General features: G+C 56.6%; 14 protein-coding genes and 3 pseudogenes. 5 read left to right on the top strand and 12 right to left on the bottom strand.

Translation table 11 applies throughout. The annotated features are described in order from the left end of the window. Nucleotides 1-363 precede the first annotated feature (363 nt). From P3T42_RS26060 to P3T42_RS26045, 4 genes and pseudogenes are all read left to right on the top strand, one after another. The gene (locus P3T42_RS26060) at nucleotides 364-858 is read left to right on the top strand and encodes a hypothetical protein (RefSeq protein WP_429307618.1); all 495 of its coding nucleotides are present in this window, start codon (nucleotides 364-366) and stop codon (nucleotides 856-858) included. After that, a complete protein-coding gene (locus P3T42_RS26055; RefSeq protein ID WP_429307617.1) occupies nucleotides 851-2,830 on the top strand; it encodes a hypothetical protein in 1,980 nt (659 codons plus the stop codon). The genes P3T42_RS26060 and P3T42_RS26055 overlap by 8 nt, the downstream gene beginning before the upstream one ends. 25 nt (nucleotides 2,831-2,855) lie before the next feature. Further along, nucleotides 2,856-4,757 (top strand): hypothetical protein, encoded by a 1,902-nt coding sequence (locus P3T42_RS26050; RefSeq protein WP_429307616.1) that lies wholly within the window; start codon nucleotides 2,856-2,858, stop codon nucleotides 4,755-4,757. A 198-nt stretch (nucleotides 4,758-4,955) separates the two neighbouring features. Further along, nucleotides 4,956-5,111, top strand: a pseudogene (locus tag P3T42_RS26045) (CDF family Co(II)/Ni(II) efflux transporter DmeF); the annotation flags it as partial. Nucleotides 5,112-5,181: 70 nt separating this feature from the next. Here P3T42_RS26045 and P3T42_RS26040 read toward each other — a convergent pair. The 11 genes and pseudogenes from P3T42_RS26040 to P3T42_RS25990 form a co-directional block, all read right to left on the bottom strand. Continuing rightward, nucleotides 5,182-5,247 (bottom strand): annotated as a pseudogene (locus tag P3T42_RS26040) (hypothetical protein); the annotation flags it as partial. A gap of 960 nt (nucleotides 5,248-6,207) precedes the next feature. Then, nucleotides 6,208-6,669, bottom strand: a complete 462-nt coding sequence (locus P3T42_RS26035; RefSeq protein WP_429307615.1) for a hypothetical protein — start codon at nucleotides 6,667-6,669, stop codon at nucleotides 6,208-6,210. Between the two features lie 273 nt (nucleotides 6,670-6,942). After that, complete coding sequence (locus P3T42_RS26030; RefSeq protein ID WP_429307614.1) at nucleotides 6,943-7,929, bottom strand: toll/interleukin-1 receptor domain-containing protein; 987 nt, start codon at nucleotides 7,927-7,929, stop codon at nucleotides 6,943-6,945. 154 nt (nucleotides 7,930-8,083) lie between these two features. Beyond that, nucleotides 8,084-9,667 (bottom strand): RNA-directed DNA polymerase, encoded by a 1,584-nt coding sequence (locus P3T42_RS26025; RefSeq protein ID WP_429307613.1) that lies wholly within the window; start codon nucleotides 9,665-9,667, stop codon nucleotides 8,084-8,086. A 33-nt stretch (nucleotides 9,668-9,700) separates the two neighbouring features. Next, nucleotides 9,701-11,131, bottom strand: coding sequence for a UvrD-helicase domain-containing protein (locus P3T42_RS26020; RefSeq protein WP_429307612.1), 1,431 nt, complete (start codon nucleotides 11,129-11,131; stop codon nucleotides 9,701-9,703). Then, a complete protein-coding gene (locus P3T42_RS26015; RefSeq protein ID WP_429307611.1) occupies nucleotides 11,124-12,848 on the bottom strand; it encodes an ATP-dependent nuclease in 1,725 nt (574 codons plus the stop codon). Before P3T42_RS26015 ends, P3T42_RS26020 begins: the two co-directional genes overlap by 8 nt. After that, nucleotides 12,845-14,014 (bottom strand): hypothetical protein, encoded by a 1,170-nt coding sequence (locus P3T42_RS26010; RefSeq protein ID WP_429307610.1) that lies wholly within the window; start codon nucleotides 14,012-14,014, stop codon nucleotides 12,845-12,847. Before P3T42_RS26010 ends, P3T42_RS26015 begins: the two co-directional genes overlap by 4 nt. 52 nt (nucleotides 14,015-14,066) lie before the next feature. Beyond that, complete coding sequence (locus P3T42_RS26005; protein ID WP_429307609.1) at nucleotides 14,067-14,720, bottom strand: HNH endonuclease; 654 nt, start codon at nucleotides 14,718-14,720, stop codon at nucleotides 14,067-14,069. Further along, nucleotides 14,713-16,080 carry an AAA family ATPase gene (locus tag P3T42_RS26000; RefSeq protein ID WP_429307608.1) on the bottom strand — a complete coding sequence of 456 codons (1,368 nt, stop codon included), beginning with the start codon at nucleotides 16,078-16,080 and terminating at the stop codon, nucleotides 14,713-14,715. The genes P3T42_RS26005 and P3T42_RS26000 overlap by 8 nt, the downstream gene beginning before the upstream one ends. Nucleotides 16,081-16,271: 191 nt before the next feature. Continuing rightward, a complete protein-coding gene (locus tag P3T42_RS25995) occupies nucleotides 16,272-18,815 on the bottom strand; it encodes a S8 family peptidase (protein WP_429307607.1) in 2,544 nt (847 codons plus the stop codon). Nucleotides 18,816-18,898: 83 nt separating this feature from the next. Beyond that, nucleotides 18,899-19,906, bottom strand: a complete 1,008-nt coding sequence (locus P3T42_RS25990; RefSeq protein ID WP_429307606.1) for an AAA family ATPase — start codon at nucleotides 19,904-19,906, stop codon at nucleotides 18,899-18,901. Nucleotides 19,907-20,003: 97 nt separating this feature from the next. On the opposite strand from P3T42_RS25990, the gene P3T42_RS25985 reads away from it, so the two are divergent. After that, nucleotides 20,004-20,282, top strand: coding sequence for an XRE family transcriptional regulator (locus tag P3T42_RS25985; protein ID WP_134961405.1), 279 nt, complete (start codon nucleotides 20,004-20,006; stop codon nucleotides 20,280-20,282). A 410-nt stretch (nucleotides 20,283-20,692) separates the two neighbouring features. Here P3T42_RS25985 and P3T42_RS25980 read toward each other — a convergent pair. Beyond that, a pseudogene (locus tag P3T42_RS25980) lies at nucleotides 20,693-21,766 on the bottom strand (tyrosine-type recombinase/integrase); the annotation flags it as partial. Nucleotides 21,767-21,943: the final 177 nt, after the last annotated feature.

The following is a 21,943-nucleotide window of genomic DNA, read 5'->3' as shown; positions in this document are numbered from 1 at the left end:
GGCTGGCTCGCGAACGCCGACGAGAAATAGGGATGCTCCCTCGCGGTTGAATAAATGCGCAACGCATATTTTGCTTTTTTTGAAGCAAGTCGAGGAGCTGGGCTTACGCCCCGGTATCACCCCGAATCATCCTTTCCGCGTTGATTCGAGGCTTGTCAGCATTCGGAGTAACATGCCTGCTTTACGAGAAAAAGCAAAATCCGGGGGAAGTACAAGGGCAGACCAATGGATGAAATAACAAGACAGTATCGAGACGCGCTTAGACTGCTATTCATTCTCGCCAGAGCGGGAGATGAGCCGACGCCTAACTCGTCCGTGCCAGACGCAGTTCGGGTCGTTGCTTCTGAGAAGAAGCTTCAGAAAATGGACTTCTGGGTACGCAATCCAGACCATTTCGCATACGCTTTGCTTCAGGCACACAACGAATACGCATCTGTGGACTATCTCACTACGGCACAGACCATAGCGGACTCGGACGAACCGGAGATTCGTCGAGATGCGATGCTGAAATATCTCTACGGAGCATACGAACCGCCCGACACGGCTTTGGCTCCGCTGGTCAGTTGCGGGTTGGCGCGCATGATTCGCGATAAGGATACGCGTCAGAAGACGTACATCCTTCTATCGGAGGGGCTTACGCGTGCTAACCAGATGGTAGACGAACTCCCGGAGGCACAGTGGTATTCCGAGCGAGCGACCTTGGTCGGTGACTTCTGTGTAGGAAGGTCTGGGGACAAGCTTGCGCAGTGGCAATACCGGCACCCAAGCTATTCCGGCGCAAAAAACGGCGAAACCATCAACTCAATCGCAGAGGAAGTGCGACGTCTACTGGCTGTCGCGGAGGCGGACAATGCGTAATGTGATAGAAGCGGATGAGGTACTGATTCCTCTGAAGGTCGAGGTCGCTCGAAAGGCGAATGTTTCAGTCGATGTGGTGGAGCGCCTCTTCGAGAAATTTTCCGTTGCTGAAGAAGTAGGTACGCGGCATGCCGAGCATCTGACCGTCAAGCGTCTCATGTTCAAGGGCGAGAAGCGAGCAGCGGAGATGCAAAATGGGCCGTTCACATTTGAGTGGTCGGACCTCAATACGGGACTGTGGCTCATTCTGAGCAAGGGTGTAAACCAAATCGGAAAATCGTCCATCATCGAAGTGATGATATGGGCTCTCCGGGGAAAGATACGACAGCTACGTCCGGAAGTCAGGTCATGGATTGACGCGGTAGAGCTGGATTTTTCCATTGGTGTCGATTCCTACCAAGTTAAATTTCAAGACATCGAGAATAGTCCAGTAGGTAAGTTGCTGCGAGTTTCCCCCGCGCCCACTCAAGTGCTTTCGACCTTTGACGGAGAGGAGGAATTCGAGCAAACGATGAACACGCTGATGATGCGTAGATTCACGCTTCACGATATTCCGCAGGTCAATCGGAAGGCTGAAGTCGCCGAGCTAGTCCATCACAAATGGACTCTATATGCCGGCTCGATGTTCATCGAAGGTTCCCACGATGCAATTCTCGGCGATATTGCTATCGGCGGACTGTGGTGGCGCATGCTGAACCTCTTCATTGGAATGCCGTATGCGGGGGAACACATTGCAATCAAGAGTGCAAAGAGCCTGCTTGATTTAAGGCACGAGCAGGGGACGGGGGGGAGGGAGAGGCACGGCTCACACCAGGGGGAACTTTTGGTTCTCCGAGGGCGTATCGAAGAACTGGAGGCACAAGTCTCTGCGGCATCGGCGCCGATGCCTCGGTCCGGTGATGCGAGTGAGCTCGTCACTGCATACTCGCGGAAGGCACTCGCGTGTACGACTCTGGAGAAAGATGCAGAGGAATTGAAGCACCGGCTCGCGGTCGCGGAGTCGCACGTCAACGAGTCTCGTGCCGCCGTCCGCAGATTAGAGGAAGGCGCTGCCGCCAAACGGTTTTTCTCGGGGCTGAACCCGGTGTGCTGTCCTAGATGTGCTCAACCGTTTTCGGACAAGCGGCTTGACCTTGAGCAGGAAAGCGGAAACTGCGCGGTCTGCGACAGAAGCGGCTCGTCTGATGACGAAGAGGCACTCGCTGCCGCGATTGAAGATGCAAAAGAGCAAATCGTTGCAGCCAAGCAGGCAAAGGGCGAAATCGCCGCACGCGAAGCACAAGTGCGCGAGGAACTTGACGCCGCGAGTGTGGAACTGGCTAACTTGGCTGAGGACTTTCAAGCCTTGGAAAGCATGGCCGCGGATGTTGAGGCCCTGCAGAGAAAGCGCTTTGAACTAGAGCATGCCCGAGGAGCATACGAACTGCTCTTGAGATTGGACTACGATGCCGGCCCAACAAAAGCTGACGCCGACCTCGATGAGCAACGCAGAATCTTGGGCATCGCGGAGAAAATCGCGGAGAAGCGTGCGAAGGACGGCGGCGGGACACTCCTCGGTCAGTTCGAGAGCAAACTAGTTGAGGTAGCAACTCGCGTCGGATTCAGAGGTTTGCAACGCGTGAGCATTCGTGGCAATGCCATCAGGTTGCGAGTATCGAATGTCGACAGCACCTTTACCGACCAGACACCGGGGCAGCGGCTTAGATTGCGAATATCGCTGGTTATCGCGATGATGGAGTTGGCTCGGTTGAGTCGTAGGGGGAATCATCCCGGGCTGTTGTTCATGGACTCGCCGGGAGGCGAGGAACTGAGTCCGGATGATTTGAACGTGATGATGGGCGAAATCCACTCACTATGTGGCGAAAACCAAAATCTCCAGATTTTTGTGTCGTCCGCCCGTGGCGGAGATTTTGAGAACGCAGTGAGCGCCGACAGACAGCGTTGGGCTACGGCGACAGAGCCAATGTTTTGACTCTGAGTCAATATAAAGTTTAACCATGCGCAACCACGAATTCTCCGAGGTATTGTCGAGCAAAGACTCGCCTAGTTCTGTTGAGCTTGGCGGACTAGCGGTGGTATTGGAGAGACTTTCAGCGTTTGTGCAGGACGGTTATGCGGAACGGCTCGTTGGAGTGCTGGAGCGCGAAGGCGTAGCGGCACGTGCAGCGTTGCTCGAGTTCGCAATGAACGTGCTGAGCGAAAATCCCTATCCACCCGTAGTCGCAGCCGTAGGGCAAAAGCTATCGGTGTTAGAGCTCTCTCGAGATGAAGGGCTTGCGGCGCAACGGGTATTGCTTGAGAGAGCCCGTGAAAAGGATTGCCTGCGTGCTATTGGGATGGCATCCGAGTGCCTGTTGGGAGCGTTTTTTCTTTCAGCAGAAAGGAAAGCGCCGAAGTCGAGATTTGTCTCCGCCTTGGAAGATTTTTCCCCTGGGGATGATGGGCTGCTCGTCAAACGGGTTGCGCTGCTCGCTGGATTGGCGTGGTGTTGGGAACGTTCTGAGGAAGTGGAGGCGATTCTTGAGCGATTGGCCACTGATTCGGACGCGGGGGAGCAGGCAGCATTCGAGCTTGGAATGATTGAGCTTGATGGCGCACTGACCAGCCAAGACAAGGAATCACTCTTCGCGCGCCTCCAAAAGGCCGCCGCTTGGTTCGAGGAGGCCGAGCGCATCGACCCAGAGATGCTCGAAGCAACGGCGCTTCGCTCGACGCTGCAAGCTTTGACTCTGTTCTGCGAGGGGGCGCCCGAAGAGCAGGTCGAGCAACTCATTGAGGAAGCACTCGACGCAGCTCGTGAGCGCCTACACCATCTCGACGTCTCATCGATGCGGGAGTGGCTTAGGCCGCGTCTGGATGTGCAAACAACATGGTACGAAGTGTCGTGTGCCTTGCGGGGGTTGAGCAAGCACATGAGCGAGCGAAGCTGGTTGCGAGCGCTGCCCGTTCTGGAGAAGGTCGCCGACCTGCGCAGCACGTTGGTTAGGTTGTCGACCGACTCCGGAGATGCCTTGCGTGAATCCGTGACTGACCGACTAGCATCTGGGTTCGTTGCCCACGAAGGGTTACGCGCGCATTTGAGCGATTGGGCGAATGAAGAGGGCATTAGCCAAGGCAATCGCGAACATGCGCTCGCTCTGCTCGCCGCAGTCGAACGAATGAGGACCGACCAGGGAAAAGTCACGCCGCTGGCGAGCGAAGACGGGCTCGCCAGCGGCGCCAGTCCATACAAAGCACTTGCGGAGATTGATGCCTTACTGCCCGGGGCTCGGCGGCGAGACGCGCTCACATGGATGCAGGAAAGGTGCGTCCAGAAAATCCTCTCGTGCCTCGAGACACATGAGGACTATCGCGGCAATGTTCGAGCCGATGCGAACCAATTCGTTGTATTCCTGATTCGCTTCCTGACTCACTGCCTCAACGTTGAATCCGACATTTCGAATAAGACCTTCTCGTTCCTGTTTCAGCAGGGCGAAGATTTGCCGCTGGAGAAAGACCTGCAGGCGGCTATGTTTCATCTACTGCACATTGTGTTTGACGGGTTCGAAAGCCATAGGGTAATTCGCGAAGCACACGATGTTGCGCGTGGTCGCGCGGATTTAGCCATCGTGTGTCACGGATGGAGAATGGTCGCCGAACTCAAGCGTGAATCGACCGATGCATCGCCCGATGGGCTTGCCAAATACCTTGGGCAGGCAGCGACCTACCAAATTGACGGACCGCGTATCAGCTTTCTAGTAGTTCTCGACCTCTGCTCGCAGAGGACGTGGCCATTGACGCTCGATGCCAACTGTTGGGTCGAGACTATGCAAACGGTAACGGAACCGACACCGCGGATGGTGGTGGTCTTTCGTGTTCCCGGATTGCGTCCTGTTCCGTCTCGCATCGTCACACCGTAAAGCGATTCCGAGCTCTACACGCTGCAATCGGATGACAGTGGGCTGCCACTTAACTATAAACCTTGACCAAGTTGAGATGGTGCCTTTTATCACTTGGCCTTGAACGCGAAGCCGGTGACTCTGCCGGCCTCTTTGACGGGACGATAAACAGTATCGTGGGCACGTTGGTCCAATCGTACAAGGCTAGGCTTGATGGCTGACCGACGTATGGCGGAGAACGTACGGCATGCTATCGAGGACCGTGGCGACAAGGTCGTCGACCTGCATGTATGGCGGGTCGGTCCAGGGCGCATGAGTGCCGTGGTGTCGGTGGCAACGGGTGAACCCCAGCGTGATTCGCGGTTCTATTCCGAATACGCGTGTCGAGGTAGTCGCCGTGAACCTTCACGACGCAGCATTTCATGTGCGCGAGAGGCACGACTCCCTCGATATGGTCGGGCGCGCTCAACACAACCGGCGCGATTCCTTCATCCTCGAGTGCGCGCTCCATGAGCCTATCGAAGTTGGTCGTGACAATGACCCGCACGTAGCCGGCAAAGGCCAGTTTGGCGATGGCGCGGTGCGCCTTCGTGGGCATCTTTACGCCCTGACCCTGCTCGTCGGCCGATGGCTCGAAATATGCCCGCAGGAGCTGCTGCCTCTCACTTGGCGTCTTAGCAACCATATCGAGCAACTTGCCATAATCGGGCTGCTCGCCGAACTTCGCGGCATACCACGCAGCAGGGTCGGGCGCACATTGCTCCTCGGAAAGCACGGCCACCTTACGTATCAGTTCGAGAACTATCTCCCAACCGGTGGGGATGCGCGATGAACGCGATACGCCTGAGCCGAGCAGAAGCGCGTAAGCGCCTTTGTTCGACTGCATCGAAAAGGCGAGCGAAATGAGCGGGTCGAGCATTTTTTCCCCGGGCAGCTCGGTCTACTGGTCTTTGGCTTTGCAGGGAAGATGTCCCAATGGGCCGGTCGCCCTGCAAGCCGCTGCAGTCCCGTTCCGACGGTGCGCCATCGGCGGAGCCAACATCAATCAGCAATATTACCTGTCTGCACGGGCACCGCTAAATTTTAGATGCCGCACCGGCCAAAGACATTCGCTAGATATGTCTTTAACCTCTTCTTCAATCTGAGAATTTCTTCGCCATATAAAGCCATAATTGGATGGAGCTTTTTTATGGCAGGCTGCTGCGGGAGCGTAGTGCTCTCGGTAGCAGACGCAAACAGCAGAAAGGATGTCCCACCGTGCACGTTGCTCTGACGGTTCCGACATCAGGCTTACAACGCGTAGTGCATCAACGTGCCGAAGGTAAGTATCCTCTGGTCACGCATCAAGATTTCCGATAATCCAAGAGTGAGAGGGGCTGACACCGTGCAGCTTTCGTGCGGCGTTCACGTCCACACCTTGCTCGTCGTCGATTTTCGACCCGCGCTCGGTCAGTGCCGCTGTCGTGGACTATCAGCTATAGTACTTGACCAGTTGCACGAAGCCATTCGGGAGTCGGCGAACGCCGAGGTCATGACCGGCAGCTTGGCTCAACGCGAAACCACCGAACTGAACGCCTCCACCAAAAGTGACGCCGGGACCCATCTGCACGCCGTTGATGTCGACAGGCACTTTTGGTGTGAAACTTCCGTCAGCTGTGACCGCAAAAACATCTTCGAAATGGACGCGCACGAGTCCGTCTGAATCCGGCGTGGCGCTCTGCGCGGACTGTTGAGCATTCGCCAGTTCGGCTTGCGCAGGAGCGTTGGGGGTGAAAGTAGTAGTTTGGGCTTCTGGGATGTTCGTCGTCGCTGCAGCTTGAGCAGCCGGAGCGGATGCCGCGTTGTCGCTTGCCGCGTCCTGTTTGTCGCTGCAAGCAGCGGTCATTGCGACCGCAACCAGCGCCGATACCATGAGCAGTTGTTTTGCTTTCATTTATGATGTCCTATTTAAGGTCGGTCTTCCCGACAAAGGACATAACGACGCGGTTTTTTGAAAATTTAGTGGTTAAGCGTCCCGCAGCGAAGAAAGTTTTGAGAGCTTAGCCGCAATCCCAGCGCCGTGAAGCGTGTCTTGTTCGCTGGACACCGCGCTAGTCTGCGGCTCTTGAACACATCAACAGTGACCGACGGTGGAATGGAAGCTAATTGGGAAGAGGTTCCGCACTGGACACCGGCCGCACGTGGCGCCGATGTGGCCAAAGCGAATCTAGCCCTGAAGTCGCTCAATCAGGCGAGACCAATAATACTCGGCGGCGCCCTGCGCTGAGAGCTGGTCCCGCGCGTTACCGCCCGTCATGTTCATCATGGGCTTGAAGAACAGTTGCTGGGTATCCGCGCCGACCGTCAGCGCTTCGTTGTAGCTGTTCGTGTGAGTCGAGATTTGGTCGGAGTACGTGATTTCGCCGGTCGCCCGCCCGAACGCGCCGAGGGCGACGGTGCATTGCGCTACGGCCTTCCCGCCTTTGTAGATGCTCGCCGTAAATTTGCGCGAGTCAATTCGTTCAAACCGCCCTTTGAAATCAGGGTGGCGCGCTTCCAGCTCCTGAAGGCTGCCCTCGAAGAAGCGGGCCATGAAATCGAAGCTGTCCTTGATGAATACATCGCGGTCCAGGTCAGAAAATTCTTTTTTTAGTCTCAGGTTGCTCGACCTGGGAAGCGGCTCGGGCGCTGGCACGGCAGAGGCTCCGGCAGGTGCGGCAGCGCTGGCAACGGGAGCCGGACGAATGGTCGGCGCGGCAACCGCATTGTTGGGTGCCAGCGAATTGACAACCTTGCGAATCGCCTTTGCGACGTCCGTAAATGCTTCGTCTTGGTTCGGCCACGACGTCACAGCGCGCGCGTCGGTCGGGACCGCGAGCAGCTTGCCAAGCGGCGAACTCGTCCAGTCGCACGCGCGAAGAATCACAGCGATTACGTGCGCTTCCTTGCGTGCCTGACGCTCAAGCGCGAGCGCCATCTCGCGCGAATAGCAGTAGTCGGAATTGATGAAATCCGGACTGACAAGCAGCAGCACGATATCAGCAGCCTCAAGCTGCTCGTTAATGCTGTCGTCAAGATTCGAGCCGGCGAGAATACGCCTGTCATGCCAAGCATCGATGAGGCCGTCGCGCCTGAGTTGAGAAAGGTGAATCTCTAACTGGTCGCGAAGCCGTCCATCGACGTGCGAATAAGAGAAGAACAGGGAGGCCATCATGGTTTCCATACAGTGGTTACACAACCAGCGTCTGCTATACAGGTCTTGCGACGCCTCGTCACTGCGATTTTGGCACACGCGAAGCCGCCGAAGACGGTTGCGTACAAGAAAGCTGGTTAAGCTCGGTTGATGGCCACTCGCGGCAGTATGCCGTTCAAAACGGGATGAAGGGTCGCGCCTCGGGGCAGCCGTTTTCGACCCAGTTTGCAACCCACTTGTCAGTCACCGTTAGTGCGGCATTCTGCAGCAACTGGCGAAGGAACGGCTCTCGCTCATCGCTCGCCAAAATCGATAGCGCGTAGATGTATGCGCGCCGGTCCCAGGATGCGCTGGATAGTACCTTCGATTTCGCAGATTTAGCCCATGCTACGTTGGAGGTTGTAACCGCAGCGAACGCTTGAGAGGCGATTTCTCCACCATTGACGAAGCTGCGCAGCACGCGGTCGTTCATGAAGGTTTTCCGCTGGCTGAAGAGCCATTCCATCCAGACCCGAATGCATTGTTTCTCCAGCTTGCCCTCGGCGCAAGCTTCCCGAAGGTCCTCGACAAAGTCCTTCTCATACCATGGTGGCAAGGATGCAAGATATAGCGCCACGTCGTTCGCCGCCGGGGCGAAGAAATCAATTTCCGATAAGAGATAGGATGCCAAGTCTGGAATGTGCCCGACTTTTGCGCGACGAATGATTGCCCTGATGACCGCTAAGTCGACCGTTCCCGACTTATGCGCCCGCGTCAACGCGACGAGTAGCTTCTCGCCCGTGCTGCGTTCATCGTCTTCGTCTTCGTCGTCGTCGTCGTCATCGTCGTCTTCATCGTCATCGCCGTCTTCATCGTCAGAGTACGCTTGTTCGCCGTACGGATTTGCAATCTCGATGCTGCGCAAAAAATCAAGTTTTTCAAGCTGATACTGATTTTGCAGTTCCTCGTGCATGAATTCGTCTGTCGTCTTAACGGCCGTTTTTTCGCCAACGATGTTGAGGCGATGCGCGTCGTGCAGATATATGACGAGACTCTCAAGACAGCGTTCCAAATCAGCTTTTGAATCCGAGAATATACGGATGTCATCGACGTAGCGAACATGGTCGAAACCCTGATGGGCGATATGCTGGTCGACATCCATCATCACGGCCTCAGCGAGGACGACCGATGGCGCTGGGCCGACCGGGATGCCCTGAGAAGCCTTGTTATTCAGTCTGGTGATGAATCTTTCTATTTCTGTGCCGGCGCTCTTGTTTGTGCCAACCAGCTCGATTGCATTGCAGACGCGGTGGAGGTAAATCTGATTGTAGAAGTCTGAGATGTCGGTGGTGAGCACATACTTATATGCTGCAGAAAGCTTCTCGCATTGCTGTCTATAGCGCGAGAACCCCGAGCCTCCAACAAAAAAGCTGGAGCGGTCAACGTTAATTCTGTAGGAGCAGGCGACGTTCGGTCCCATTCTTGACTTGGAAATCTCCGGCGCAACAGCGTGAACCAAAGCGACGTAGACGATAGAGTCCAAGGGCTCCAACTGATGGACAACGCGATACCCGCCTCGCGCCTTCGGCCAGGCAATCGCTCGTGGCGGCCCGCTAAAACTCTGCGCGAGCGGCGTTGACAGCAGGTATCTCTTCACGTCTTCCCAGTAGAACCACAGAGCCCGATACTCGAACGGTTTGGGATAAAAATCGGTGTCGTAGAACGCAGTGATGTGTTCCCGAGCAAAGTCCAGCGATGCTTCTGTAAGTATGGTTTTCATAGTTTTGTGTGCCGCGACCCGCGTCTCGCTCAGTTAGTCCACCCGGGCTGGATTTAAGAGTGGCGTTGGATTGCATACGACAAGCGCCAACGACCCTCGGGTCATCGCGACGTAGAGGTTCTTTGCGTCGAGATTTCGTGCATCTATCACAACGCCGACCTCCGCCTCGAGCCCCTTGAAAAGCAAGGTGCTGCCAATAGCTTTACGCGGCAGTGGTCGTCCGACCAGCCGACCTTCCTCACGCACGTGTGAGAATGCTTCGAGCAACGATACGCCCCCATGAGCGGCCGAGCGCAACGCCGCTAGTGCCGCGAAGAAAATATACGGCCGGAACAATCTGACATCTGCGCCGTCCCGCATTGCGTACAAGAGTTCCATGCCCGCGGCATAGCTTGCGTTACTCGCAAACGTCAAGGCTGCGGCCTCGATTGGACTTGCAGGGGTTCTTGCTGTGCCGCGTGTCAGGGTATCGAGGCGACGATTCAGTTCTGCGATTCCGCAATTCGTCATGACGGACTGGGCGAATCCTAGCAATTGCTGAAGCGCGACTGCGGGCGTGCCTAAAGAGAAATTCCGCGCGAATTTGAGAAGGTCGGCCATGTCTACCGCCTCGGCGGTTACCGCGCCGGGTGTTTGACTGGCAAGCTCCTGCTGCCCCGACTTGTTCGTGCTATCGCAGATGACAAGAACGCGACCATCGCGAGTCGGTGCGTTCGTTTGAGCGGCCTTCAACTTGGACGGATGCGGATTGTTTGCATCGATAGGTAGCCATGTCACGTTTTCGGGGGCGTTTCGCAGGTCGACAGCAATCCCTGTTCGCAACGATTCGCGAACGCCTAGCAACCATTGTCCGAAGGGCTCTGAACCCGCGTTCCGCCAGCGCCATGGCGTGCTCAAGGTACCTGCTTCAACGAAGTGCGCCTGCACTGCTTTCCATTCGATGAGCGGATTTCCCTTGAAGCCGAAGATTGCCTGCATCGGGTCTCCGAGAACGCAAGTCGATAGCACGAACGACAAGTAATAAATCAGCGAGTGTTGTAGCACCGAGCAATCTTGGTACTCATCCACTATCAGATGCGCGTAGGTCGACCTCAATGCCTCATCGAGCGCGCCAGATGCTAGGAGGCGGACCGCTGCCTCGCGGATGGCAGGGTAGTCACGGGTGGGGGCCTCGACCTTTAGAACGGAAGGGTCGAGCCCGCTTCTTACCGGAAAAATTGACACCGCCTTCATGGACCACCCGTCGATGGTCGCCAGGCGATATGCTTTCGCGGCAATCCCTATCGCTTCGAACCGGCCCCGAAGCGCTGCAACACCAGCGTTCGTATGCGTGAGAACAAGTATCGGTCGCGCGCCTGTATATCTGGCCAGTGACTGCGCGATGAGGTGTGTCTTGCCGCATCCTGCCGGTGCCGTGACGCTGCCTCTGGCAATGCTCAGCAGGTCGATTTCGGGATTAGGCATTAGCCCAGCTATTCACAGTCAGCATCTGATTCCAGAACACTGCGTCTAGAGACTCCCAGCTTGGGAACACAATGTCTCGCGCGACGGCCTCCATCCAGGATATCGACTTGAACCACCCGGCCTTTTTCGTGCGAGAAGCTTTTCCGAGAATTGCTCGGGACTCTGGCGTCAGGCCGTCGGTTGCGGCTTGGAATGTTACGACCGCGTACGACGACGAATTTGATGAGGCTGCAGTCAGATGAGCTTCAATCAGCTCTTGGCCGTGCAACTCGATGGCATAAGCAAGCATTTTCGCCACACACGATGCAGACACGCTCGCAAAGAGCTCATCTTCCAGAGTTCGACCGCTTCGCCATGCAACGAACGTACCGCTACGCTGCAAAAACGCCTGCTCAACAGCTGGCGTAGGCGCGACGTCGTCATCGCGAAGCACAAGCACGCGGTATCCCAGATTCTGGAATACTTCGGCGCGCCCATAAGCCTTGTCCGGAGTGCCGCCGCCGCTGTCGACCAGTGCGACTCCGCGTGACGCGAGCGTCGGCCAGCCCTTCAAGGCGCAAAACTGGTCGAGTCCTCGGAGCAATCCGACCTCGCTGGCTCCCTCGCAGACGATAACGCGCGGTGCGAGGAATGCTTCAGGATAGAGACGAATCGTACTCTGTGCTTCGTTCCCTGCGCCTACAGACTGAATTGTGTGGACTGCTGGAAAGCGCCTCATGACGAACAGCTGCGTTCCGCTCAGCTCCCGTAGGACGACGGGGGAATGGCTAGTTACAAACGCCTGCAACGGAGGGGTTGTTTCCTTGCATCCAAGCGAGAGCAAGAAATGGCCGATTCGATGAGGCTCCAGGCCGTACTCCAGTTCGTCAGCGAGCACGGCAGTAGTGGAAGCTGCTGCTTTTCGCTGAAGACCAGCGACAAGCAGGCGCGTTGACCCGACTCCGAGCGCTCGCAAAGGGATGCCGCCGTGGTCGTGCAAGGCGATTGTGCCGCCATTAAACGAGACTGAATGGGCATCCAGCATCGCGTGCGGCGCGGCTCCGACCGGAATCCCTAGTTCGTTCGCGGTGGTTTTGACAGTCTCAAGCGCGCCGCTTAGATGTTGGTCCGCCTCCGTGCCAAAGACGCGTCTGGCATCGCGGCCTGCTTTGACCAAGGCTGTCGACGCGTCGGCGCGTTCGTCTGAGATGCGGTGAAGTACGCTGCCGCGTTGCCAGGCGAGATTTTGCTCCGCGAGAGCGCCAATGCGTGTGGGGGAGAGTTTTTGACGGTCCTTCCAGGAAAGACTGCGCTCAAGACCCTGCTTTGTTGCCCGGTTTGATTGCAGAGCCCACGCGGGCTCGAGGTCACTGCGCACGGTTAGATTCACCGACAGAACCGTTTCGAGCCCCCGTCTTGGCTCGTCTTCGACGACTCCCATTGTTGAGTCCATGCCGCGGAGAAAAATGCCGTATGCATCAATATTGAGCAGCTCGCTGTCGAGACTTCCGAGCGTCAGCGTGATGCTGATAGGTTTCTCGACATCCAGATTATAAAAGTCCGAATCTGCAATCGAGATGTTTCGACGAGCACCGAGGCAGAGGTCAATGGCGTCAAGCACCGTCGATTTACCCGTGTCTCCCGGGCCTATCAGGCAGTTGATGCCTGCGGACGGGAACCAGTCGAGCTCGTGAATGCCTCGGAAGTTTCTGATTTCAATCTTTCTGATTTTCGTCATAGCCGCTCGTTTTGTCGTCCGCGTTGTCCGAATTTCGGCATAACCGCTTGAGCCTGGGCGACTGATGCCAAGAGTATGTGCATGAGGACTTTCGTTTCTTTCCGAACGTCACCTCGCGTGGCGTTGACCAAAACGTTCGTCAACGAACCATACGGCAGGAACTCGTCTTGTGCCAAGGACACGACTTGGCCGTCCGTCAGCCGTTGCTCGAGAGCGGCACCCAGCCATCCATTAGGTAACGGATGCAACGCGTGCGGGTTATGAATCAACACGGTACCTTCGCCCCAGGTCTCAGGGGCCTCGTTCGGGTCACCTACTTCATATACAAATGGGCGCGGCATGCTTGCGTTAGGCGTGTGGTCATAGCACGTCCCCCATCGGAGCATGCGGACCCCTTTTGTCTTGTATTTTCCCTGATGCCCCATCCTGTTGAATTTCGGGATGGTTCCGGTGTTGCAGAAAAGCACGGCAGATATGTTTTCGGCACCACCCTGACGAAAAAATCCCGAAGGGATTTCCTTGTCACCGAGTTTGTGCGACGTCAATTCGTGGTTCTCAATCGTGAGGTTGCCTTCCTCGTCGTGCCACCAGCGCTGACCGAGACCGAACAAATAACGCATTAGCGGCGTATTCGTCGAGCCTAGCGCTCCTGCGACGTGAAAGTCCTGAATCGCGAGAACCAGCGGACGGCCTTTCACGTGAGGCAACTTCCAGTACTCCTTCTGCAGTTTGGAAAACAGCGGGCTGCCCAGTCGGATTGGTAGCGTATGTTCAATGTCCAGTTGCGTCTGCTCTAGCGCCTGTTCTTTGGAAAAAATATCGTAGGGCTGAATATCTTTTTGCGGGGGTGGGTTTGCGGTGACCGCTTCGATTGCTGCTGTGATGCCATCCTTGGCGACAAGGAAATCAGGGCGGGCAGCACTTCTGTCGATTTCGTGTCCCACGTTGGTCAGCATGGTGGACAGAAACAGCTCGAAGGTTCTCGAGTCAAACCCGAAGGTCTGGAACTGCTCAACGAAATTACCGTCAGGGTCGACAAAGCTTTCTTGCAACTCGTGAAGCAATCCGCGAGCGGGAGCATAGCCAGGGAGCTCCCGAAGGTGCTTGAATTGCGGGTGCAGTTCTTCGTCTTGCTTGCCAGTGTCTGCAAAAAGGTCGATGGCCATTGATATGTTCCAGCGGTCAAGAAACCGAATGGAAGCGAGCGTTATCCGCCCGTCATGGAAGGCAAGCTTCGCGAACACGCTGCAAGGCTGCGAGTTGGTCAAGTCTGTTATTAGCATCCAGCAGCCGTTGCGCAGCGTTCATCAGCGCCCCATTGTCGATTATTTGCTCGTCCCAGCCGAACGCGCGGAGCCGACGATTCAACCTGCATGCGCCAATCGTGAAGTGTCCTTTTTCTGTCCTGTCGAAATAGAGCCCTCGTATGATGAGTATGTGTTCATCATATTCGTCAAAGTGAGGATGAACGATAAGGAAGCCGTTCGAGGTTGCAGGATATGCCCTTCGGCCTTCCCGGTGTATGACCGTATCAGGCTCGGTCGCTGTCACTTCCTGGTTGCGCTTGATTGTGTTGCAATCGGCACAGATAACGCACAGGTTTTTGGGCTCGAACATGAACTGCGGATGCCTTGACTTTGGCGCAATATGCTCGACTTGACAGTTTTCGGCCGCTTGCAGTGACAGGTCATTGCGGCAGAAGACGCATCTTCCGTTCTGTGCCGCCCGATAGTAACGCCGTACGAAAGACCGGTATGGCTCAAGTTCAGCGCATCCCCAATCCTGATGGGTGAAAGTTGGGTCGCCCGCTTTTGCGGCGACAAGGTCGGTGAGTTCTGGAGTCAGCTCGACCGGTTCAGCGATGTCACTCATAACGTGCGCGCAACTCCTGAAGCGTCAAAATAAGCTCGAGAACGGGGTCTCCTTCCTGTAGGAGGTGAGCCATCCTTTCCAGAAGTACCAGTTTTTCACGCGCATCCGTGTCGAAGCCTCGCTGCCTCGAGACCGACGAAAACAAGTTGAGTGCCAAACGGCCTAGATATTCGTTCCGGTATCCCGGCGTCCCAAAAAGTTCGGCGAGCTGGAAATCGATGGACCTGTGCGAATACTTCGAGGCTTCGGTCGCCAAACCTGTTTCCATCGACATTACGTGGCAATCGCCATCGGGGAGCTGGGCCACGATTTGCGGCGAGTGGGTCGCAATGACAAAGTGGCATCCCGAGAAGTGACTGAATGTCGAATACAACAGGTGGATGTATTTTTCCTGCCACTCAGGGTGCAAGCAGACTTCTGGCTCGTCGATACAGATGAGACTGTTGTTCCGTATCTGGCTACCGATTCCTAATAGGCTCATCACCACAGCTTGTTCACCAGAACTTGCGTTGGCGATTTGGAATGGCTCATGCTTGCCCTTCTTCCAGAGGACCGCCTCCTTGAGTCGAACCAATCCCGCGCCAATTAGGAGCAGGGCTTCTTCCATCCCGACTGGGCTGGGGTCGCTTAACCTGAGGCCATCTTCGCCCAGAATCATCTCGAAAGAGCGCAACCGCCTGCCAACCGGCGCGCGCATCGCAAGTTCAAGCGCTATCCGAAGTATTTCTGGAGGCGTATCAACCATTCGCCGATATTGGCTCGAGGCATCATTTAGGTAGGGCGGTAAACCGCTACGCATCGAATCGAACGCAGTCTGGTTTGGGTCAGAACTGCTAAAAAGGTCTTCAATCGTGCGCTGTGGGATGAGTTGCCAGACCATTGATATAACCGGTTCATACCCAAGATAATCCAACACCCCAGCGATTGCGCTCGCCTGCTCTCTGTTGTGCTCAACTGAGTCGACGAGTGTGTTTGCTATCTTGCTTAGGTAAGAGGTGCTCAAATTGACGCTCGAAAGTCCTCGCAATCCAAGATACGTATAGTTTGGAATGGTCGAAGAGCGGCGGGGTAGCGGGAACTTGTCAAACGGACTCGTCGAGACGCATATGACCTCCTCTGGTCGGTAGCGCATATCAAGATGCCAAACTGAATCGAGAAGGCCTGCGCGGTCGCTCCGGTCAATGTTTTCTTCGCTCATTTCGTGGCCGAAGATAGACAAGACGATAGACCGCAACAAGCGGCTCTTGCCGGTTCCATTCTTCCCGACTATGAGCGTGTAGGTGTTCGCGCCGTAGTGCGGTGAACTGAATGGCTGAACTAGCTGGAAGCGTCCAGCTTCAGACGAGAAATCGATGAGCATTGGTAGTTTTTTGGGTCAGGTTGTCACACACGAGCTCTCGGAAGTTGCTATCGTGCAATTTGGGCACGATGGCTCTGCGGGGCGTTGCGGTTATAAGGGAGTCGAGGCTGGATGTGTCGAAGAATACACAGCCCCCGGTCCGGGCTAACTGCATCCATTGAGTCAGTCCCTTTCCAAGAGGCTTTCAGTGGTCAGGGTTCTCCGCCCCCGCTATCGACGTCGACTTCAACCGCCTGCTCGATGAGGGTGGCGATTGGCGTGTAGATGTCGGTGTCAATGCCCTCGGCTACTTTCAGTGAAACCGCGAGCGCGTAGCGAGCTTCGGTGTTCCACTGGCGGGCTTCCTTCCAGTCTTTCCACCAGCCGCCAACGGGAAAGACTGCAATCTGCGACTTCGTGGCCAGCTGCGCTGCCGTCCCAACCCAGATGTCCGAATGCATCGAGCCGCGGGCGCGCAACTGTGCACCGTACTTCCACTGGGCGACGTCGGGGTCGCCGAACCCGCTGTCTTCATTCTCCGACCGTTCGAGCTTGTTGATGCGGGCCTTGAACTGGTCCTCCTCTTCGGTAGCCCCTTTGACAGCAAACCGCAGCGCATACGACTGGTAGCGGAACTTGCTGAGCCAGCCGCGCGAGCTCGGGTTCGGCTCGACAAAATAGGACAGGGTGATACGCAATTCGACTTGCGCCGCGCCCAGCTGCTGTAGCTCCTCAACCGGCCACGGCAAATCATGCATTTGCATTTCACCGAGCACAATCGACGCGTTCGGTTTGCGATAGTACGGATTGAACTGCCGCTGGACGACCAGCGTCGGTCGATGTGCGGTTGAGTATTCGGACTGAACCTGGCTAACGAGCCCGTAGCCGAAGGTCCGCAAAAGCCGGTCCTTGTCGAGTTTTTTTGGCTCGTTAGGCAACGTCGCGTGCATGGCTTTCGTATGCTCGGCACCGTGCGCGACGAGGGCACGAATCGTCTCCGGCCAATAGTGCGGATACCTTGCCCTCAGATGAGCACAAACTCGCGCGACTTCTGCAGCCGCGGCGCTGGTGTCGCCCGTATCCGCGAACAGTTTTCCTGCCGGCGTGTTCGAGGTTGTCAGCAGGCGAAGCGACTCGGGGCCTACGTTCACGTGAATGCCGCCGTCGAGTGACCCATTTCCGCCTTCGGCAACTACGTCTGGCTTGAACGGCCAAGGCGTGCGGCTCCATAACACCGACGTAGTCGACGCAGGCGAAAGCAATCCGGCTTTGGCAATCGCTTCGAGCGTTGCATGCTTCTTGGCATCGATATCGGTCAATGATGTCGCCGCACCGACCGTGAGCGCGTTCCAGGCTTGTCCCGGGTTTTGAACGGGACTTAGGGCGTTGCTCTCCGGATACCCACCCCACTCAGACCACTGGACGTTTCCGGCGGAGAGCACGAAAAGTCGAGGTACCCGAGGCAAGTCTTCGTCCTCGTCTTCGACCAAACCGGTGATATCAATAGGCGTACGCCCAAACGCCAGCTGGTCGACCGTCGCGGACCATTCCGAGGGTGCGCCGAGCAGATGCCCGACCGACGTGGTCATCATCGCGAAGACTCGCGACCTATCAGGTGCACCGACCTCAACCCGCGCCACAGATTCCGACGTGACGGCGCCCCACAGGCGCGGCGGCGTTTCCCCGTTCGGCGGCAATATCTTCACAGACTCAAGGCGATGCGGCACCTCGAGTTCGTCTTCTGTGTTTAGGGCTGCGGTCAGGTCACCGTAGAGGGCGATGCCCGCCATCTCGCTTCCATGGCCGGCATGGTCACTCTTGTGCCAGCCAGGATTGTGCGTGTGAAGGTCAGCCTCATCCAGAGCCGGTGCCAACAGCGGATGCCCGTGGTTCACGCCGGTGTCGAGGATGCAGATATGAGGCGCACTCGCGTCGCCGATAAACGCTATCCGCTCGAGAAGATTCTTGACCCAGTCCGCTTGCTCCGCTGGAGTCAGGCTGCTCAAAAAGAATTCAGCGTTTGGCTCAACGAACCGGATTTCGGCGATGAGGTCGAGCAGGGCGACGCCCTGTTCAATTGCCGCGCGGGTTGCATGGGCAGCAACGACGACGCGGCCGGGAAATCGGACAAAACCGGGCTCGACATTGATACTCACCTTTGCGGCTTCGTCTCGGAATTCCGCTACGACGCCAGCAAGCGCGCCGCTCGTGTGTCGCAGCCAAATCTGAAGCCAGTGAGGTTGGTTGTCCACCGGCGGGTCCGCCGCGTCTGTCCACAATTCCGTAAATGCGGCGCGGCGAATGTTTTCAATCGCATTAACGAGCGCCGCGTTTTTCGGTGCGGTGCCGTTACGATTGTGCTTTTCGAGGTATTCGGTGATGCGTTTAACGAATGCAGAAAGTTTGCCATCAGGGACGTGTAAAACCGCAACGTCTGAATTCGTGTGCGCAAGAACCGTGAGTAACTCAATACCCGCGCTTTTCCACTCTACCGCCCCATAATCGAATGAACCGCGAGGGCTAAATTCGACGGCGATGGACATTCCACGGCGCTCAGGCAAACCCAGAGCTTCCCGAGTCTCCTCGAGTTCAACGATGGTGCCGGCAATTTCTTGAAGCTGGCCCAGCAGGCGTTTGCCGTGAGCGCCCCGGTCCCTCTGCGGCGCACTTTCGCGCTGCACGGACAAGGGCGAACGGAATTCAAGTGTTTCTACCCGCCCGTCGATGGACAGGTGATTTTTAAGTTCGTCTGCCATTCTCTCAAGCTCTAGGTTTTGTTTTATTCGCTTGAGAGTCTACAGCAACATTTCCCGGTTTTTGCGGGTGTAAGTTCCGGTTTTTACCGGTGCAAGTCGTGACCCTGCGCTCGCTCTTCCAAATGGAGTATTACGCTCGCCTCGCTCACGGTCTTCTCGCCTTCCATAATCGCGTCCTTCAACGCGTCGAGGCAGGCTTTGACAATATCGGCGTGTGACTCACCTTTGCCAGCAAGGGCGAGACGGCGGTAGTCAATATCCGGCGTCCCGAAAACACCCAAGCTGTTCTTCAGCAGCGCTTCAATCTGCCGTTCGTCGGGCGCTTCGTACTTGATGACGTCATCGAACCGACGGAAAAGGGCGGTATCTAGGTCCTTGCCGTGGTTCGTTGCTGCAATCAGAAGGCTGTCGGAGGCGTCCTGCTCGATAAGCTGTAAGAACATGTTCAGTGTCCGGCGCATCTCGGCCACGTCGTGCTGGCTACCGCGCTGGAGCCCCAGCGAATCGAACTCATCAAAGAAATAGACACCACGGGTCGACTTTAGCGCTTCGAACACCAGGCGCAGCTTCGACGCGCTTTCACCCATGAACTTCGTGATGAGGCTGTCGAACCGTGCTGTGAATAGCGGCAAACGAAGTTCGCCGGCCAGGGCAGCGGCCGTCATGGTCTTGCCCGTGCCGGGCGGCCCCGTGAGTAGAAGTTTCCTGCGCGGGCTCAATCCGTGCGCGCGCAATTGTTCATGGTGGCGTTGTTCGCGGAGTACGCGATTTAGCTTCCAGCGAACAGAGTCCGACAGCACCATTTGCTGCAGGTGCTCGTGCGGGTACTGCACTGTCAGCAATTCCGACAGTTCGCCCTTCGGCTGCGCAAGCGGAATCGGACGCTGGGCAACTTTGCTACGCACTGTCGAGAGGCCCGGTTTCTTTCCAGCCTTCGCTGCGTCAACGAGGTCGCGCAGTTCCGCCGCCAACTTGGTGTGGCCGCGATGTGCTTCGTCCGCGGCCATCTGCATGGCGACCGCGAAGAAATGCTCGTGATTGTCACCAGCATATGCGCGCAGTAATGCCTTCACTTGGTCGGAACGTGCCATCAGGAGCCTCAAATAGTCTCGAAACGAAGTATAGACTTCATGCCGAATTGTTGGTGCTATTATAGCAACTTGATGCCATTACAGCACTGACGTAGAAATGTTTCCTCCACGAACGCAGGGCGAGCTGATTAAGTGGGCGCGCGGCAACAGCACTCAAGCTGAGTTCGCAATCGCTCACAGAGTCGACAAGTCGGCCCTTTCCCGGTACGAATCCGAAAAGCTCGGGGCTCCAACGCGGCTGATTAACGACTGCCTGTCGCAGCTTGCCGACTTCTTGATGGCCAACCCAGCCGCGACCAATGGAATCAAAGGCGCCTTGGACAACGCAAGGAAGACGGTAACGTTGCTCGAAAGCCTCGCCGGAGTTGACGCCTAGGTGAAGGCGCGATACTGTATGTATATACAGTAAATACTGGGTTGGCTAGCCCGGTAGACACGATTGGCCGAGAACAACTACATATAAAGAGCAGCGCTATATATAGACGGGCAACCGAAGTACGTTAAGGGTTGGTGATGGCTGCAGTTTTGGTGCTTTGACAGAAAAAATCGGCTGACTAACGCGGTTCAGCCTTGCCAGGCGGGACCTTGGGAGAAATGCCCAATGCGACACCTGTGGAGTGCACTGAGGTAGATGTGCGACATGGGTAGGGTGCGTACGTCTTTAAAGCTGCCTTCCCAAGCGACCGTTTCCCGCTGAAATCCGGGCGAAAACCTCCGAAAACGACGCGGGTAGGGTGTACTTGGCGACATCAGTAGCGTAACGACACACCGTTCCCGCTCCGCTCGAATTGCAGCTAACTGCGGTCCTGCTTGCACCATCATCGGCTGCACCCACTGCGCCAGGTGGTCGGCCGACAGGTGCGCATACCGCTGCACCATTTCCAGCGTTTCTCATCCTCCCAACTCCTTGAGCACCTGCAACGGCGTGCCGGGCTGCACATGCCAGCTTGCCCACGTGTGGCGCAGATCGTGCCAGCGAAAATCGCGGATGCCGGCGCGTTTGCATGCTTCCCTCCACACCGTGTTCACCGTCTGCTAGACCGGCCTGCCGTGATACACGAACACGCTCTCTAGGTATTCCGGCCGCTTTTTCTTCGCCACCTGCCGCCGCAGCACCGCAACAGCCGTGTCCGACAGCGGCACCGTGATCGCCTTGCGGGCTTTCGCCTGGTCCGGATGAATCCAGGCGACCTTTCGCACCAGATCGACCTGTGACCATTGCAGCCCGGTCACGTTGGAGCGGCGCAGCCCGGTTTCGAGGCTGAACTGCGCCATGTCGGCCAAGTGCGCAGGCAACTTGGCCAGCAGGCGCCCAGCTTCCGCTAACGTCAACCAACGTATCCGGCGGGAGACAACTTTCGTCTTTTTCGTCCTGGGCACCCGGTCGATCCACTCCCATTCAGCCGCGGCGTTCAGCACGGTCTTGAGCACGCCGACAACCCGATTCACCGTTCACGCACTGACGTTGCGCCCGAGTTTCTTAGGCCCTTTGCGCGTCTGCACGACCCGCGGCTCCATCCGCTTCGCGTGCGCAATGGCATCAATCCGGTTGCGGTCGATATCGGCCAACTGCACGCCCGACAGGTGCTGATCGAGCCACCGGAGGTGTGTCTTGCTGGTTTCGAGACTCGCGATGCCCTCGCGTTCGCTGACGTAGCGGACCACTGCATCATTCCAGGTATAGCGCGGCTTGTGACCGAGCCTGGCCTGATTCCACGGATCCACCTTCAGGCGGTCGTAGAACTCCTGAGCCTGCTCCCTGTTGCTGGTGCCAGTGCTGCCTTGTATCACTGGACCGCCATCCAGCGGGGAAAGCCGGTAATACCAGTTTGGACTTCTACTCCGTTTGTAGAGCGACATGTTTTGACTTTCTCAACGTGCTCGCCCTGTACAACTCGCGGAATCCATTCTCCGATGAGATAACGCTGCGGGGCAACTACCGAAAACATCCAGCGCTACTGGCTGTGCTCAATACAGGAATATGTGACTGAGATTTTCTGGAATTGCGTCGGTCGGGAGGATTGGCAGTTGGAAAAT

The sequence above is a fragment of the Paraburkholderia sp. GAS38 genome (assembly GCF_050434965.1).
In the GTDB taxonomy this organism is placed as follows: Bacteria; Pseudomonadota; Gammaproteobacteria; order Burkholderiales; family Burkholderiaceae; genus Paraburkholderia; species Paraburkholderia phenazinium_A.
This window is presented reverse-complemented; position numbering and strand designations above follow the sequence as displayed.

Excerpts from the sequence above, each read along its gene's own strand:
- P3T42_RS26060 (WP_429307618.1), top strand. The coding sequence starts at position 364 with ATGGACTTCTGGGTACGCAATCCAGACCATTTCGCATACGCTTTGCTT.
- P3T42_RS26055 (WP_429307617.1), top strand. The coding sequence starts at position 851 with ATGCGTAATGTGATAGAAGCGGATGAGGTACTGATTCCTCTGAAGGTC.
- P3T42_RS26050 (WP_429307616.1), top strand. The coding sequence starts at position 2,856 with ATGCGCAACCACGAATTCTCCGAGGTATTGTCGAGCAAAGACTCGCCT.
- P3T42_RS26035 (WP_429307615.1), bottom strand. The coding sequence starts at position 6,669 with ATGAAAGCAAAACAACTGCTCATGGTATCGGCGCTGGTTGCGGTCGCA.
- P3T42_RS26030 (WP_429307614.1), bottom strand. The coding sequence starts at position 7,929 with ATGATGGCCTCCCTGTTCTTCTCTTATTCGCACGTCGATGGACGGCTT.
- P3T42_RS26025 (WP_429307613.1), bottom strand. The coding sequence starts at position 9,667 with ATGAAAACCATACTTACAGAAGCATCGCTGGACTTTGCTCGGGAACAC.
- P3T42_RS26020 (WP_429307612.1), bottom strand. The coding sequence starts at position 11,131 with ATGCCTAATCCCGAAATCGACCTGCTGAGCATTGCCAGAGGCAGCGTC.
- P3T42_RS26015 (WP_429307611.1), bottom strand. The coding sequence starts at position 12,848 with ATGACGAAAATCAGAAAGATTGAAATCAGAAACTTCCGAGGCATTCAC.
- P3T42_RS26010 (WP_429307610.1), bottom strand. The coding sequence starts at position 14,014 with ATGGCCATCGACCTTTTTGCAGACACTGGCAAGCAAGACGAAGAACTG.
- P3T42_RS26005 (WP_429307609.1), bottom strand. The coding sequence starts at position 14,720 with ATGAGTGACATCGCTGAACCGGTCGAGCTGACTCCAGAACTCACCGAC.
- P3T42_RS26000 (WP_429307608.1), bottom strand. The coding sequence starts at position 16,080 with ATGCTCATCGATTTCTCGTCTGAAGCTGGACGCTTCCAGCTAGTTCAG.
- P3T42_RS25995 (WP_429307607.1), bottom strand. The coding sequence starts at position 18,815 with ATGGCAGACGAACTTAAAAATCACCTGTCCATCGACGGGCGGGTAGAA.
- P3T42_RS25990 (WP_429307606.1), bottom strand. The coding sequence starts at position 19,906 with ATGGCACGTTCCGACCAAGTGAAGGCATTACTGCGCGCATATGCTGGT.
- P3T42_RS25985 (WP_134961405.1), top strand. The coding sequence starts at position 20,004 with ATGTTTCCTCCACGAACGCAGGGCGAGCTGATTAAGTGGGCGCGCGGC.